Origin of the sequence: Pseudomonas sp. Z3-6, from assembly GCF_051131985.1 — a bacterium.
Taxonomy (GTDB): domain Bacteria; phylum Pseudomonadota; class Gammaproteobacteria; order Pseudomonadales; family Pseudomonadaceae; genus Aquipseudomonas; species Aquipseudomonas zanjanensis.
In genome coordinates this window covers 545160-560498 of the sequence record NZ_CP071644.1, presented here as the reverse complement: position 1 = coordinate 560498, position 15339 = coordinate 545160, and the positions used below count along the sequence as shown (strand labels likewise).

16 protein-coding genes are annotated in these 15339 nt (G+C 60.3%); 7 read left to right on the top strand and 9 right to left on the bottom strand.

What is annotated here, in order from left to right:
- The first annotated feature begins 24 nt into the window (after window positions 1-24).
- Window positions 25-2208, top strand: coding sequence for a YccS family putative transporter (gene yccS / locus J3P88_RS02535; RefSeq protein ID WP_186707112.1), 2184 nt, complete (start codon window positions 25-27; stop codon window positions 2206-2208).
- A gap of 121 nt (window positions 2209-2329) precedes the next feature.
- On the opposite strand, the gene J3P88_RS02530 is transcribed toward yccS, so the two are convergent.
- On the bottom strand, window positions 2330-3067 hold the full coding sequence (locus tag J3P88_RS02530; RefSeq protein ID WP_186707111.1) for a substrate-binding periplasmic protein: 738 nt from the start codon (window positions 3065-3067) through the stop codon (window positions 2330-2332).
- Window positions 3068-3327: 260 nt separating this feature from the next.
- Between J3P88_RS02530 and J3P88_RS02525 the strand changes: the two genes are divergently transcribed.
- A complete protein-coding gene (locus J3P88_RS02525; RefSeq protein WP_434573834.1) occupies window positions 3328-3780 on the top strand; it encodes a GNAT family N-acetyltransferase in 453 nt (150 codons plus the stop codon).
- Window positions 3781-3908: 128 nt separating this feature from the next.
- On the opposite strand, the gene J3P88_RS02520 is transcribed toward J3P88_RS02525, so the two are convergent.
- Genes J3P88_RS02520 through J3P88_RS02510 form a run of 3 tightly spaced genes read right to left on the bottom strand, consistent with a single transcriptional unit; the run spans window position 3909 to window position 6880 of the window.
- Complete coding sequence (locus J3P88_RS02520; RefSeq protein ID WP_186707109.1) at window positions 3909-4205, bottom strand: winged helix-turn-helix domain-containing protein; 297 nt, start codon at window positions 4203-4205, stop codon at window positions 3909-3911.
- A gap of 4 nt (window positions 4206-4209) precedes the next feature.
- The gene (locus tag J3P88_RS02515; RefSeq protein ID WP_186707108.1) at window positions 4210-4713 is read right to left on the bottom strand and encodes a M48 metallopeptidase family protein; all 504 of its coding nucleotides are present in this window, start codon (window positions 4711-4713) and stop codon (window positions 4210-4212) included.
- Window positions 4714-4756: 43 nt separating this feature from the next.
- Entirely contained in the window at window positions 4757-6880 is a 2124-nt protein-coding gene (locus J3P88_RS02510; RefSeq protein WP_434573832.1) for a putative bifunctional diguanylate cyclase/phosphodiesterase, read from the bottom strand.
- 323 nt (window positions 6881-7203) lie between these two features.
- On the opposite strand from J3P88_RS02510, the gene J3P88_RS02505 reads away from it, so the two are divergent.
- The 5 genes from J3P88_RS02505 to J3P88_RS02485 all read left to right on the top strand — a co-directional run bounded on the left by J3P88_RS02505 (window position 7204) and on the right by J3P88_RS02485 (window position 11039).
- Window positions 7204-7875, top strand: a complete 672-nt coding sequence (locus tag J3P88_RS02505) for a polysaccharide lyase family 7 protein (RefSeq protein WP_186707106.1) — start codon at window positions 7204-7206, stop codon at window positions 7873-7875.
- Between the two features lie 527 nt (window positions 7876-8402).
- Entirely contained in the window at window positions 8403-9071 is a 669-nt protein-coding gene (locus J3P88_RS02500; RefSeq protein ID WP_434573830.1) for a polysaccharide lyase family 7 protein, read from the top strand.
- A gap of 461 nt (window positions 9072-9532) precedes the next feature.
- On the top strand, window positions 9533-9817 hold the full coding sequence (locus tag J3P88_RS02495) for a fructose-bisphosphate aldolase (protein ID WP_434573828.1): 285 nt from the start codon (window positions 9533-9535) through the stop codon (window positions 9815-9817).
- Window positions 9818-10445: 628 nt separating this feature from the next.
- The gene (locus J3P88_RS02490) at window positions 10446-10724 is read left to right on the top strand and encodes a ribbon-helix-helix domain-containing protein (protein ID WP_434573826.1); all 279 of its coding nucleotides are present in this window, start codon (window positions 10446-10448) and stop codon (window positions 10722-10724) included.
- Window positions 10725-11039 carry a type II toxin-antitoxin system RelE/ParE family toxin gene (locus tag J3P88_RS02485; RefSeq protein ID WP_434573824.1) on the top strand — a complete coding sequence of 105 codons (315 nt, stop codon included), beginning with the start codon at window positions 10725-10727 and terminating at the stop codon, window positions 11037-11039.
- 60 nt (window positions 11040-11099) lie between these two features.
- Here the strand turns inward: J3P88_RS02485 and fba are convergent, their stop codons facing one another.
- The 5 genes from fba to epd all read right to left on the bottom strand — a co-directional run bounded on the left by fba (window position 11100) and on the right by epd (window position 15300).
- The gene (fba, locus tag J3P88_RS02480) at window positions 11100-12164 is read right to left on the bottom strand and encodes a class II fructose-bisphosphate aldolase (protein ID WP_003177554.1); all 1065 of its coding nucleotides are present in this window, start codon (window positions 12162-12164) and stop codon (window positions 11100-11102) included.
- 244 nt (window positions 12165-12408) lie between these two features.
- Window positions 12409-12744 carry an MliC family protein gene (locus J3P88_RS02475; RefSeq protein ID WP_434573822.1) on the bottom strand — a complete coding sequence of 112 codons (336 nt, stop codon included), beginning with the start codon at window positions 12742-12744 and terminating at the stop codon, window positions 12409-12411.
- 56 nt (window positions 12745-12800) lie between these two features.
- Complete coding sequence (locus J3P88_RS02470) at window positions 12801-13025, bottom strand: hypothetical protein (protein ID WP_122566574.1); 225 nt, start codon at window positions 13023-13025, stop codon at window positions 12801-12803.
- A gap of 31 nt (window positions 13026-13056) precedes the next feature.
- Window positions 13057-14220: a phosphoglycerate kinase gene (locus tag J3P88_RS02465; protein WP_434573820.1), complete on the bottom strand. Its 1164-nt coding sequence runs from the start codon at window positions 14218-14220 to the stop codon at window positions 13057-13059.
- 24 nt (window positions 14221-14244) lie between these two features.
- The gene (gene epd / locus J3P88_RS02460) at window positions 14245-15300 is read right to left on the bottom strand and encodes an erythrose-4-phosphate dehydrogenase (RefSeq protein ID WP_434573818.1); all 1056 of its coding nucleotides are present in this window, start codon (window positions 15298-15300) and stop codon (window positions 14245-14247) included.
- Window positions 15301-15339 lie beyond the last annotated feature (39 nt).

Genomic DNA, 15339 nt, shown 5'->3' with positions numbered 1-15339 from the left:
TTGCCCGTCAGGCCCGTGCACTTCATGTCAGCGAACTCGTTTAGCCAGTCTTTGCGTCGCCTTTGGGCGTTGGATAAGTTCAGTTATAGCGTGCGGGTCTTCATCGCCCTGACCGGCAGCATGGGGTTGTGTTGGTACCTGGACGAGATGGCGCTGCTGATTCCCTTGTTCCTGGGCATCATCGCCAGCGCCCTGGCCGAGACCGACGACAGTTGGCAGGGCCGCCTCAATGCGCTGGCAGTCACGCTGCTGTGTTTCAGCACCGCAGCGCTGTCGGTGGAGTTGCTGTTTCCCTACCCCATCCTGTTCATCGTCGCCCTGGCCCTGGCGGCATTCGGCCTGACCATGCTTGGCGCCTTGGGCGAACGTTATGGCGCAATTGCCTCGGCAACCCTGATTCTTTCGGTCTACACCATGATCGGCGTGGACCAGCGCGGCGTCGCCGTCAACGATTTCTGGCACGAACCCCTGCTATTGGTCGCCGGTGCCGCGTGGTACGGCGTGCTGTCGGTCGTGTGGCAGGCATTGTTTTCCAACCAGCCGGTGCAGCAAAGCCTGGCGCGGCTGTTTCGCGAACTGGGACGCTACCTCAAGCTCAAATCATCGCTCCTGGAGCCGATCCGCCAACTGGACATCGAAGCACGCCGCCTGGAGCTGGCCCAGCAAAACGGTCGGGTGGTCGCTGCGCTCAACAGCGCGAAGGAAATCATCCTGCACCGCGTCGGCAATGGCCGGCCCGGCTCGAAGGTCAGCCGCTACCTGAAGCTGTACTTCCTGGCCCAGGACATCCACGAACGGGCCAGCTCGTCCCACTATCCCTACAACGCCCTGGCCGAGGCGTTCTTCCACAGCGACGTGCTGTTCCGCTGCCAACGCCTGCTGCGCCAGCAAGGCAAGGCCTGCCAGGCGCTGGCCGAATCGATCCAACTGCGCCAGCCATTCATCTACGACGATACTTTTGCCGAAGCCCTCAACGACCTGCACGCGTCCCTCGAACACCTGCGCATCCAGAGCAACCCGGCCTGGCGCGGCTTGCTGCGGTCGTTGCGAGCCCTGTCGGTGAACCTGGGCACCATGGACCGCCTGCTCAGCGACGCGAGCAACCCCGACGCCCTGGCCGACGCCACCGACAGCAGCCTGCTGGACCGCTCGCCGCGCAATCTCAAGGACGTCTGGCTGCGCTTGCGCACCCAGCTCACGCCCACCTCGCTGCTGTTCCGCCATGCCCTGCGCCTGCCCCTGGCCCTGAGCGTGGGCTACGCCATGGTGCACCTGATCCACCCGTCCCAGGGTTATTGGATCATCCTCACCACGCTGTTCGTCTGCCAACCCAACTATGGCGCCACCCGGCGCAAGCTCGGCCAGCGGATCATCGGCACCGCCATCGGCCTGACCGTGGCCTGGGCGCTGTTCGACCTGTTTCCCAATCCGCTGGTGCAATCGTGCTTCGCCATTGCCGCCGGGGTGGTGTTCTTTACCAACCGCACCACCCGCTACACCCTGGCGACGGCGGCGATCACCGTCATGGTGCTGTTCTGCTTCAACCAGGTGGGCGACGGCTACGGGCTGCTGCTGCCACGGTTGTTCGATACCTTGCTGGGCAGCCTGATCGCCGGGCTGGCGGTGTTCCTGTTCCTGCCCGACTGGCAAGGTCGGCGGCTGAACAAGGTGCTGGCCAACACGCTGACCTGCAACAGCATTTACCTGCGCCAGATCATGCAGCAATACGCCGCCGGCAAAAGCGACGACCTGGCTTATCGCCTGGCCCGACGCAACGCCCACAACGCCGATGCCGCGCTGTCCACCACGCTGGCCAACATGCTGATGGAGCCGGGGCACTTCCGCAAGGAAGCCGACGTGGGCTTCCGCTTCCTGGTGCTGTCCCACACCCTGCTCAGCTACCTGTCAGGCCTGGGCGCCCATCGCGGCACCGAGTTGCCGACGCAAGTACGCGAACAATTGATCGACGGTGCCGGGGTGAAACTGGCGGCGAGCATCGACGAAATCGCACAAGGCCTGGCAAGCAAACAGCCGATCGCGATCCAGAGCGATGAAGAGGAAGCCCTGGCCAGTGAGTTGGAGCAGATGCCTGATGAGATCGACGAAGGACAGCGGTTGGTGCAGACGCAATTGGGGTTGATCTGTCGGCAGCTGGGGCCGTTGCGCACGTTGGCGGCGCATCTGATCAAGGACACTGGCGAGGCTTGAGGGTTGTAGGGAATGGGCCGCCCCCTTCGCGAGCAAGCCCGCTCCCACAGGAGTACGCATTCCAAATGTGGGAGCGGGCTTGCTCGCGAAGAGGCCAGTCCAGGCAAATCAACCTTTAAGCTCACATACCATGTTGCTTGAGCAACCGGTCATAACTCCCATCCGCCTTCATCGCCGCGATCGCCCGATCGAACCCGGCCACGATCTGCTCATGCTCCGGGTTCTTCAGGCTGACCAGGATGTGCAGGCTGTTTTCGCTCAAGGGCTTGGGCAGGAACTCCACGGCGCTGCGCACCGTGGGCGATTCACGGGCCAGGTAATAGCGGGCGACGTACTCGTCCTCCAGGGTCAACTTCACCCGGTCGGCCGCCAGCATGCGCACCGCCATGGCGAAATTGTGCACCGGCACTTTCTGCATTTTCGGGTCTTCGTCGAACGCCTTGGAATAGGCGTAACCACGCACCACGGCGATGGGATACGCACGCAACTGGGGCAGGCTATCAAACTGGATCGCTTCGTCCTTGCGCTTGATGAAGCGCACGCGGTTGAGCAGGTACTCGGCCGAGAACCGGCCTATGTGCGTGCGCTCCTCGCTGTACCAGGCATTGATCAGCACATCATAGCGGCCCTCGCCGATACCCAGCATCGCCCGGGCCCAGGGCACTTGTTCGAAGTCCGTGGCATAACCGGCCCGCGCCAGGGCCGTGCTGACGATGTCGGTCGCCAGGCCGCCATTGATCAGGGTGGAATCGGTAAAGGGCGGCCAGGCATCGGCAACCAGGCGCAACTTCTGCGCACAGGCTTCGTAGCTCAGCAACAGCAACCCGATCAATGCAAGAGCTCGATGCAATCGCGGCATGCCAAACATCCTTGACGGGTTCAAAGCCCGGTTTGTTTTTAGCCCAAACCCAACGGGCATCCTCGGACACCCGGTCCTAACATTAGCTCATTGGAACCGCTGCGCAGCGCTGCCATGAAGATTACACAAAGACGACAGTCCCGCGACAAAGGAATGATGGCATTTTGGTCTTTGTCACAGATTTTCGGGTCGTGCAAGCAAGAGACTTCCGAGCCAAGCACGCTTACTATCGGCATCAGGTTCTTCAGGAAATTCAAAAAATGGATATCGAATGGGTCTGCAAACATCACACTGACCTGAGCAAGGAGCAGCTGTATGCCGTCCTCAAGCTGCGCGCCGAGGTGTTCGTCGTCGAGCAGAACTGCGCCTACCCGGACGTTGACGGCCTGGACCTGGAGGGCGACACCTGCCACTTGATGGCCTGGCACGACAACCACTTGGTGGCTTACCTGCGCCTGCTCGACCCGCACTCGCAAAACAGCGACGTGGTGGTCGGGCGCGTGATCATCGCGCCACAGGCACGCGGCCAGGGGTTGGGCCATACGCTGATGGAAAAGGCCCTCAAGCAGGCCGAGAAGCATTGGCCCGGCGTATCGATCTCGTTGTCGGCCCAGGCGCATTTGCAGGGGTATTACGGGCGGTATGGGTTTGAAGTGGTGGGGGTGGAATACATGGAGGATGGGATTCCACACATCGGCATGCATCGTCCTTAAGATCCCCTTCGCGAGCAAGCCCGCTCCCACAAGGGTTCCGAGGTGGACACAGATTTTGTGCCCACAGAAGACCACACTGTGGGAGTGTGGCTTGCTCGCGAAGGCGTCAGGCCAGACACAACCAGTATTCAGGGATACTCAAGCACCGCCTTGATCCGCGGCAAATTCCCCTCGATCCACCCCCGATCGATCGCCCCCCAATCGCGAATCCGATACCGCCCGGCATGGTTGCGCGCGCCGTCCTCTTGCTCGAACTCACACACGATATCCAGGTCAGCCAGCGCGGCGATGGTGTCCTGGGCGGTACGCCGGGGCATGCCGGTGGCTTCGGTGAGCGCCGGGACGTTGCTGGCCAGGCCGCTGTCGATCAGGTAAGCCACGTACAGGCGACGGTAGAAACTGGTCTTGGTCTTGCTCACGTCCATCCGGTCATTCCTTGTGAGGTTGCAGGTCCCGCCAGGTCAGGTACACCCGCAGGTCGAATTCCAACTGGTGATAGCCCGGCAGCATGTGTTCGCAGAGTTGGTAGAAGGCCTTGTTGTGGTCTGACTCCTTGAAGTGCGCCAGCTCGTGCACAACGATCATCTTCAGGAACTCGGGCGCTGCGTCCTTGAACAGCGCCGCGATGCGGATTTCCTTCTTGGCCTTGAGCTTGCCGCCCTGTACCCGCGACACCGCGGTGTGCAGGCCGAGGGCGCGGTGGGTCAGGTCCAGGCGACTGTCGAACAACACCTTGTCGATGGCCGGTGCGTTACGCAGGTATTGCTGCTTGAGGTCCAGCGCATATCCGTACAGGGCCTTGTCGCTCTGGATTGGATGCCGACCCGGATAGCGCTGTTGCAGGTATTCGCCCAGGCGGTCCTGGGCGATCAATTGCTGCACTTGGGCTTGCAGGGCGGCAGGATAGGCCTGGAGGTATTTGAGTGCGGTCATCAAGAGGGCAACACAGTCACAAGAGGCCGCCAGTGTAGCGAATTCAGGCCTGCACCGCGCTCCAGTCGAAGGGCGTGGCGAAGGCATTGGTGTCTTCGGCCATCAACGGTCGCGCCACGAGGAACCCTTGCACGTACTCGCAGCCATGGGCCTGCAGCCACTGATACTGCTCGCGGGTTTCCACCCCTTCGGCGATCACCCGCAAGCCCAGCTGCGTACACAGGTCGATCACCGAGGCCGCCAACGCCGCATCCCGGGGCGACCCTGGCAAACGGGCGATCAAGTGCCGATCAAGCTTGAGGGTATCGAGTTCAAGGTCGCGCAGATGCGCCAGCGAACAAGGCCCCGAACCAAAGTCATCCAAGGCCACCCGCACGCCCAGTTGGCGCAGCAGACGCAATTGCTTTTGGGTTTCATCGGGGTTGCGCATCAGCGCATCCTCGGTCACCTCGACCTCCAGTTGCCGAGGCTTCAAGGCATGGCGTTCCAGGACCTGGCGCAACTCGGTCACCAGGTTCGGCATACCGAATTGAGTGCTGCTCAGGCTCACGCCCAACACCAGGTCGTCCGCGAACAAGCGCTCCCAGACTTTGCGCTGGGCCGCGCTGCGATGATAGATCCAACTGCCCAGCCGACTGATCAACCGCGCCTCTTCCAGCAACGGCAGGAACAGCCCCGGCGGCACATCGCCGACGCTCGGGTGCTGCCAGCGCAACAGCGCCTCGAATCCGCGGATCCGCCCGTCGACGATACTCACCTGCGGCTGGTAGACCATATTGAAATCACGGTTCTCGATAGCCGAGCGCACGCTCTCTTCCAGCATCAGCCGTGAACGGGCCCGCCCGTTCATTTCGTGATCGTAGAAACGGTATTGCTGGCGGCCGGCACGCTTGGCTTCGTACATGGCGATGTCGGACGCCCGCAGCAGCCCATCGAGGTTGGCGCCACAGTCGGGGTAGGTCGCAATGCCGATGCTGGCGCCGAGCGCCACGTCCATGCCTTCGATCTGCTGGCAGATCGCGACGCGCTCGATGAGCTTCTCCGCGATCTTCGCCGCCTGCTCGGGAAACTCCAGGTCCAGCAGCGCCGTGAACTCGTCCCCACCCAGCCGCGCCAGAATATCGAAGGGGCGCAGGCACGCCTTCAACTGCTCCGACACCCAGCGCAAAACCCGGTCCCCGGCGTCGTGCCCCAGTGAGTCGTTGACCCGCTTGAAACCATCGAGGTCCAGGTACAGCAACACCCAGTTGCTTTCCAGGCGCTCGCTGCGCATCAACAGGTTTTCCGCGGTCTGGTAGAACCCCCGGCGGTTGAGCAAGCCGGTCAGCGGGTCCGTAACGGCCTGGTATTCGAGTTGCTGGTGCAGGTGGCGCACAACGGACATGTCCTGGAGCGTCACCACCATTGCCTTCTGCTCCGAAGGCAACGGGGCGCAGGACAAGGCCACCGACACTTGCTGGCCGGGTGCCGTGCGCAGCACTGCGTCATGCAATCGCCAGGTTTCACCACGCTGATAAGCGTTGTGGATATCGGAACCGATCCATTCGGGGATGTGCGGTTTTTGCAGGAAATCCAGGAATGGCATGTCCTGCAACTGCTCGGCGGTGGCATTGAGCAAGCGGCAGGTGGACGGGTTGGCGAAGCGGATGCAACCGTTCTCATCCACCACCAGGATGCCTTCGGCGGCGTTGTCCAGCACCGAGGCATTGAACGCCCTGGCCGCTTCGAGATCCTGGCTCAGGCGCTGCAAGGCCCGGCGATTGCGCTGGTGCTCGAGCAACGCCTGGACCTTGGGCTTGAGGATTTGCGGATCGAAGGGCTTGAACAGGTAGTCCACCGCGCCACTGGCGTAGCCCTTGATGACCGCGTCCTGGGACTGCTCGTTGGCGGTCAGGAAAATGATCGGCGTGAGCCGCGTGCGCTGGCTGCCACGCATCAGGCGCGCCACTTCGAACCCGTCCATGTCGGGCATCTGCACATCCAGCAGAACCAGATCGATGTCGTGCTCAAGCAGCAGGTTAAGCGCCTCGACCCCCGAGGACGCGGTCATCACCCGCCAATCCTGACGCTGCAACAAGGCCCGCATGCTGAGCAGGTTTTCAGGGTAATCATCAACAATCAAAAGGACAGAGCTGTCTTCGCCGGGCGTTGGTTGCGCGCATTCCATGCTGCTTCTCTTATCGGGCGCCACGTCCGTTTTTACGTAGCAAAGCGGACAAATACTGTCCCCTCACTCTAGACCGGGATTTTGAAAAGCAGTAGGTGTCAACGCGCCATCATCCAGACAAAGCCCGAAATAGCCGACTAACGGTCACCCTCCCCAGGCACAGAAACTGCAAAGACCTCATCGACGAACAATTGACGTCAAACATCCGCCGAACGGTCTACAAGAAAAGCCCAAGTCCAGCGTTCCGAAACGCTTCAAAAGGGCGGTTTAAAGCCTCCCGCTACGGCATTCACCTTTACACCTTTGATACGCAGGACCTGGACATGATCGATCTCGCAACCTGGAACTTGAGCATCCCCGAGGGCGCCCCACCGGCCACCATTGAAACCTCACAATTGGTTCAGGGCTTCAAGAACCAGTACTTCAACTCTGAAACCGGCACGGTGTTTTTCTGGGCTCCCGTGACAGGCGCCACGACGGCCAATGCTATTTACCCACGCAGCGAACTGCGCGAAACCAATAGCGACGGCACCTTGCGCAATTGGCTTTACCCGTCGGCGGACAACACCTTGCGCGCGACCGTCACCGTCAACCAGGTGCCCAGCACCGGCAAGATCGTGATCGGCCAGATTCACACCAAAGACAGCACCAGTCCGATGGTGAAACTGGAATACCAATACAAAACCTACAGCTCCACCGGAAACATCGTCGCCAAGGTGCGTCTTCGTCCGGACGACGCGACGGGCCAGGTCATTACCATCGCCACGGGCGTGACCCTCAACCGGAGTTTTTCCTACATGATCCACCTGAGCCCGAAGGGCGCACTCGGCATCACGGCGGCGGGCTACAACTGGCGAACCACCGTTGATCCGAGCTGGAAAGTCAAACCGCTCTATTTCAAGGCGGGTGTGTATGTGCAGGACAATACCGGCTACGTCACCGAAGGTGGGAAAGTGACGTTCAGCCTGCTGGAAATCAAACACACCACGCTTTGATTGCAGCCTGCTGCGTCGTAATAGCGGCACGGAACGCTGCTATCGGCGCCCCTCCTTAGAAAGCATCCGGCTTGGGTAATACCTGTCAGTTAAGTGGATAGCACGGGCAAACACACAAACCGTGGCGAGGGAGCTTGCTCCCGCTGGGCTGCGTAGCAGCCCCAAAAACAGGGCCGCTTCGCGACCCAGCGGGAGCAAGCTCCCTCGCCACAGGGTTACTGCCGGGCTTTATTTCGCTTAACTGTCGGCATTATCCGGCTTGGGTGCTTTTTTTTGCCCTGCCCTAAATAGCTGCCAAATAGCCATCGCGTAATGGTTCCAAGAAAAAGCCCGGCACCCGACCAACGGTTGATTATCTCGGGCACAAATCCAGAAAACACCACTCTGACGGTCTGCTGACGCCAACCCTCCGCCGGACGAATGCGCCAAATTCCCGTCCGCGCCCATTCTTGGCCTCAGCAAAAGTGCGTCCTAGAGCCTCCGGCGATGGCGTGAATCATTTCTTTTGCAGTAGAAAGGATCCGAACATGGTCGACCTTGCAACCTGGAACCTGAGCATCCCTGAAGGCAGCCCGCCGAAAACCATCGAAACCCCTCGACTGGTGGATGGGTTCCAGGACAAATATTTCAACTCCGAAGGCAGCACGGTGTATTTCTGGTCTCCGGTCACCGGCACCAAGACTGAAAACGCCATCTACCCCCGCAGCGAATTACGCGAGACCTACCGGGACGGCACCTTGCGCAACTGGGTTTATCCCGACGCCGACAACCAGCTACGGGCAAATTTGGTGGTCAATCAGGTGCCCAGCAGCGGCAAGATCGTGATCGGCCAGATCCATGCCAAGGACAGCAGCAAGCCGATGGTCAAGCTGGAATACCAATACAAGGAAGACAGCGCCACCGGGAATATCGTCGCCAAGGTCCGCATGCGGCCTGACGACAGCGAAGGCAGGGTGATTACCGTTGCCACTGGGGTGAAGCTCAATCAGTCCTTCTCTTACCGGATTCATCTCGATCGTACCGGCGACCTGGGCATTACCGCTGCCGGTAATAGCTGGTACACCACCGTCGGCGCGGCGTGGCGCGACAAGCCGTTGTATTTCAAGGCTGGGGTGTATGTGCAGGACAACACGGGCTATACCAGCGAAGGTGGGAAAGTGACATTCAGCGTGCTGGATATCGATCACAACACCTGAACTTTACGTCCTAAAATTTCGTAGGAATTTACACCCTGTGGCGAGGGAGCTTGCTCCCGCTGGGCTGCGAAGCGGCCCTCTTTCCGCCAGACCCATCACATGTGCCGGTTTTGCGGCGGCTGCGCCCCCGAGCGGGAGCAAGCTCCCTCGCCACAGGGGGTCGGTGCGTCCTACAGGGCCGATTTTGGCTTCGAAAATCTCCTCTATAGTTCGGTTTGCCTGCTGGCGTTGGTCAGTGGGCAAGGGTTTCGCAGCCCACTGACAGAACAGAGACTTTGCACCGTCAAATGAAAATTCAGGCAAACTCGCCTGCGTTCATTTTATGGCGGTTGCGCGCGGGAGACCTTCGGGTCTGCCGGGTTTGGTCTCTATCTCGGTCTGCGAACCCGCGCGCAACTGCCACCTATTTGTTTCGCAGCAAGCAGGTGGCAATTAATTTTTATTAATAGAGCCCAAAACTTATGACGACGACTCAATCACTTAGCCGCTTCACCCCTCTCACTCCAATCGCCACCACCCAACCTGTGCTATTCATCGACAAAACCGTCCCGCTAACAGAGCTTCACGCCTGTGCGAGCGAACGTCTGCATGCCACGCTCGATTACCTGACGTTCATGGCCTGCGCCACCCTGCGCGACTCGGCCGCCAGCGACCTCAACATCCTCACCAATGTCGCCCGGATCCTGGTCCAGTACGTGACCGACGTGTTCGGGGTAATAGAACAACGCGGCCTCGAAGACCAATAAAGCCCTCCCGGCGGGAGATGTTCACCCTGTGGGAGCGAGCTTGCTCGCGATAGCGCTGGGTCAGCAGCATGGATGTCGACTGACACAGCACTATCTGAATCTGTGTGTATATCCGTTTTTTTTGTAACGGCTACCTATGGTTCCGCCCTTACGGCGGCTCACTTTTGAGAAGCCCGGAAGCCGGCCCAGTCAAAAGTAAGCAAAACGCTTCTGCCCCACCACTTGGCACCTCGCTTTGGCTCGGTGTTCCCTCACTCCGGCATTGCTCCGTGGGCCCGCCGCGAAGGGCCATCCATGGCCCAGCGCGGCTAACCCGGCATCCATGCCGGGTTGCCCACTCCACAATGCCTGCGTTCGGCCAGCGTGGTTAACGGGGCGCCGAGATCAACGTCCACCACGAGGCGGCCTTAAAGCCGACCTGGCTCTTGATGGGGACCGCGTTCCTCCTGTGGGAGCGGGCTTGCTCGCGAAGAGGCCGGTGCATTCAAAATCTTTCATCGACTGAACCACCGCCAAAGCAAGTTCACTTCTAAATCCGCCCGCAAAGTCATCAAGGATGACAGGAGGTCATGTGCATATTCTTTTGAGCAGAGTAGGATTAAATCCCGTCTTATCCAGGAGGCCTATCATGCGTAGCACTCAACAATTCAGCATCACGCTGCCTAACCAGATGGCCGACGTAGTGAAAGCCAAGGTGGCTGCCGGTGAATACGCCACTGAAAGTGAGGTCATTCGTGACGGCCTCCGGGCGCTGCTGGCTCGTGATCGGGCGCTGGAAAACTGGCTGGTAGGCCAAGTAGCCCCGGCTTACGACGCCTTGAAAGCCGACCCCTCGCGCGCACTCAGCGCTGATCAGGTACGCTCTCGATTGGCGACAGAACACCAGAACGCAGCTATAAAACCCTGAATGACGTGTACCGTCGAATTTGCACCGGAAGCCCTTGAACAGTTAGCTGCGCTCTATCGCTACATTGCCACAGAGGCTTCACCGGAAATTGCCCATCGGTATACCGACGCCATCGTGACCTACTGCGAAGAACTGCGGGTGTTTCCGCACCGAGGGAATCTGAGGGAGGATATACGCCCAGGCCTGCGCATCACCAACTACCGCAAGCGGACCGTTATTGCCTTTTCCGTTAATGTCTCACGAGTTTCCATCTTGGGCGTTTTTTATGGCGGACAGGACTTTGAGGTCACTTTGCAGTGCGAGCGCAACGATTGACGCTAAATCCAAAACATAAAAAACCCGCATCTCTGCGGGTTTTCTCACAGCGCTAAACCATCAATTAACCTTAGCGTTCAACTCACCCTTCAAATACCGCTGATACATAGCCTCCAAAGAGATCGGCTTGATCTTGGAAGCATTACCCGCCGTACCAAACGCCTCATAACGCGCAATACAAACATCCCGCATCGCCGTCACCGTCGCGCCAAAGAACTTACGCGGATCAAACTCGCTAGGATTGGTCGCCATCAACCGACGCATCGCACCAGTGGAAGCCAAACGCAGGTCAGTGTCGATGTTGACCTTGCGCACGCCGTACTTGATACCTTCGACGATCTCCTCAACCGGCACACCGTAGGTTTCCTTGATGTCGCCACCGTACTGGTTGATGATCGCCAGCCACTCCTGCGGTACCGAAGAAGAACCGTGCATCACCAAGTGAGTGTTGGGAATGCGCTTGTGGATTTCCTTGATGCGGTCGATGGCCAGCACGTCGCCGGTAGGCGGCTTGGTGAACTTGTAGGCGCCGTGGCTGGTGCCAATGGCGATGGCCAGGGCGTCGACCTGGGTTTTCTTGACGAAATCCGCAGCTTCTTCCGGGTCGGTCAGCATTTGGCTGTGGTCGAGCACGCCTTCGGCGCCGATACCGTCTTCTTCACCGGCCATGCCGGTTTCCAGCGAGCCCAGGCAACCCAGCTCACCTTCCACCGAGACGCCGCAGGCATGGGCCATGGCGACGGTTTGCTGGGTGACGCGTACGTTGTATTCGTAGTCGGTCGGGGTCTTGCCGTCTTCGCCAAGGGAACCGTCCATCATCACCGAGCTGAAGCCCAGTTGGATCGAGCGCTGGCAGACGTCCGGGCTGGTGCCGTGGTCCTGGTGCATGCACACCGGGATGTGCGGGAATTCTTCGATCGCCGCCAGGATCAGGTGACGCAGGAATGGCGCGCCGGCGTATTTGCGGGCGCCGGCCGAAGCCTGGACGATCACCGGAGAGTCAGTCTTGTCAGCGGCTTCCATGATGGCGCGCATCTGCTCAAGGTTGTTGACGTTAAAGGCTGGAACGCCGTAGCCGAACTCGGCTGCGTGGTCCAGCATCTGACGCATGCTGATAAGTGCCATTGTGTCTCTCTCCCGGTCGAGGGTCGTTAATCGTGCCAGCCTGCCGGAGCGGCGGCGGCTATTCAAGTCATTGCGGATCGGGGGTTGGCCCCGGCCTGCGTGTTCGGTGAAGCAAAATCTCAAAACGTATAGAGGTCCCTGTGGGAGCGGGCTTGCTCGCGAATGCGGTTTCACATTCAGCAAAGATGCAAGCTGACCCGCCGCATTCGCGAGCAAGCCCCCTCCCACATTGGATCTCAGTGAATCACTCTGCCTTGCAGCCACGCCCAATCAAATCATTGGTGGCGACCCAGTACACCAGGCCTTCCTCACCCTTGACGTGGAACGCCAGCATGTCGTCGCTGTACAGCGAACCTTCGCCACCCGGCTCCAGCGTGAGGCGATACACCTTATCGGCGCCGCCCAGGCGTACATCGACTTCCTTGCGTGCGGCATCGGTGTAGCGCCAGAGCACTTTGGCCTCGCTGTCACAGGTCCAGCTTGTCCAGCCCTCTGAAACGGGTTCGGACGACTGCAAAAAACCCAGTTGCGAACAACCGGCCAGCAATGCCAACGCCACGACGGCGATCAAGCCTTTCATCCGTGTTCCTCGACGGACGGCACCTGCCGCCCGCCATGAGTTAAGTGTCAGACCCGTCAAGGACAACCATGTTCCTTGGCCGGGGTTTGCGTCTCGTATTTGTCCAGGCCGTCCGGTCCGGAACGCTTGTTCAGCACCGGATTGGTCTCGGCTTGCCAGTCGGCCTGGTAACAGCCTTCTTCGGGCGTCGGCGTGCCGGTTTGCGGGGCCGGGGCCTCCGGGCTGCTTGAGCAAGCCACCAGCATCGTCGCCGCCAGCAGCAACGTGAACGTCTTGACCATCAGAACACTCCTTTGCCTGGTCAACGCAGCGTCAGGCCTTGGCCCGGCTTTCCAGGACTTCCACGGCAGGCAGCACTTTACCTTCGACGAATTCGAGGAATGCGCCGCCACCGGTGGAAATGTAGGAGATCTTTGCGGCCACGCCATATTTATCGATGGCCGCCAGGGTGTCGCCGCCACCGGCGATGGAGAACGCCGCGCTTTCGGCGATGGCTTGGGCCAGCACCTTGGTGCCGTTGCCGAACTGGTCGAACTCGAACACGCCAACCGGACCGTTCCACAGGATCGTCTGGGAGGATTTCAGCAGTTCGGCGAAGTTGGCTGCGGTTTGCGGGCCGATGTCGAGAATCATGTCATCGTCGGCCACGTCGGCGATCAGCTTGACGGTGGCGGTGGCGCTTTCAGCGAACTCCTTGGCCACGACCACGTCCACCGGCAACGGTACGCTGACCTTGGCGGCGATTTCCCGGGCAGTGTCCAGCAGGTCTGGCTCGTACAGGGATTTGCCAACCGGGTGACCGGCAGCAGCCAGGAAGGTGTTGGCGATGCCGCCGCCCACGATCAACTGGTTGCAGACCTGGCTCAGGCTATTGAGCACGTCCAGTTTGGTGGAAACCTTGGAGCCGGCCACAATGGCAGCCATTGGCTGGGCCGGCGAACCCAGGGCCTTGCCCAATGCGTCCAGTTCGGCGGCCAGCAAGGGACCCGCGGCGGCGACTTTGGCGAACTTCGCCACGCCATGAGTCGAGCCTTCGGCGCGGTGGGCGGTGCCAAAGGCGTCCATCACGAATACGTCGCACAGGGCGGCGTATTGCTGGGCCAACTCGTCGGCGTTCTTTTTCTCGCCCTTGTTGAAGCGCACGTTTTCGAACAGCACCACGTCGCCGGCCTTGACGTCGACGCCGCCCAGGTAATCGGCCACTAGCGGCACTTCGCGGCCCAAGGCCTTGCTCAGGTAGTCAGCCACAGGCTTGAGGCTGTTTTCCGCCGAGAACTCGCCTTCGGTCGGACGGCCCAGGTGGGAACAAACCATCACGGCCGCGCCTTTTTCCAAGGCCAGCTTGATGGTCGGCAGCGAAGCCAGGATACGCGCGTCGCTGGTGACAACACCGTCCTTGACGGGGACGTTGAGGTCTTCGCGGATCAGTACGCGCTTACCTTGCAGATCGAGGTCGGACATCTTCAACACGGTCATGGGTCGCAATTCCTGGGTAACTGTTTAGGGAGCAGGTTTTTTCAAAGCGGTTTGCAGGTAATGCTCGGCAACGTCCAGCATTCGGTTGGCGAACCCCCATTCGTTGTCGAACCAGGCCAGGATGTTCACAAGCCGCGGCCCGGATACACGGGTCTGGCTGGCATCGACAATGGCCGAATGGGGGTCATGATTAAAATCACAGCTGGCGTGAGGCAACTCGGTATAGGCCAGAAGGCCTTTGAGCGGGCCGCTGGTGGCGGCTTCGCGCAGGATTCGGTTGACCTCGGTGGCGTCGGTATCGCTCACGGTCTGCATCGTAATGTCGAGGCAGGACACGTTGACCGTCGGCACCCGCACGGCTTTGGCCTGAATTCGCCCGGCAAGTTCCGGCAGCAGCCGTTCGATGCCGCGCGCCAGACCAGTGGACACCGGAATCACCGACTGGAACGCCGAACGGGTGCGGCGCAAGTCCTCGTGGTGATAGGCATCGATCACCGGCTGGTCGTTCATCGCCGAGTGGATGGTGGTGATCGATACATATTCCAGGCCGATGGCCTGGTCCAGCAGGCGCAACAGCGGCACGCCGCAGTTGGTCGTGCAGGACGCGTTGGACACCAGCAGCTCTTCGCCGCTCAGGCAATCCTGGTTCACGCCATAGACGATGGTGGCGTCGACGTCCGCTTCGCTGGCCATCGGCTGGGAAAACAATACCCGTGGCGCGCCGGCGGCGATGAAGCGCAGGCCATCGTCGCGAGTGTTATAGGCGCCGGAGCATTCAAGCACCAGATCGACGCCCAGGGACGCCCAATCGATGCCTTCGGGGGTGGCGCTGCGCAGGACCTTCACGCAATCACCATTGATATGCAGACAATCGCCCTCGACCCGCACTTCGCCGGGGAACCGGCCATGGGTGGAGTCAAAGCGTGTCAGGTATTCGATGCTGGCCATGTCGGCCAGGTCGTTGATCGCCACGATTTCGAAACCGGCCTTGGCCCCTCGCTCGAACAACGCACGCAAGACGCAACGACCAATCCGGCCGTAGCCGTTGAGTGCAACTTTGTAGGGACGCGGTTGGGGCATGGGGGTTCTCGATTGGCGTGGTGAATCCTTCAGCTCAGT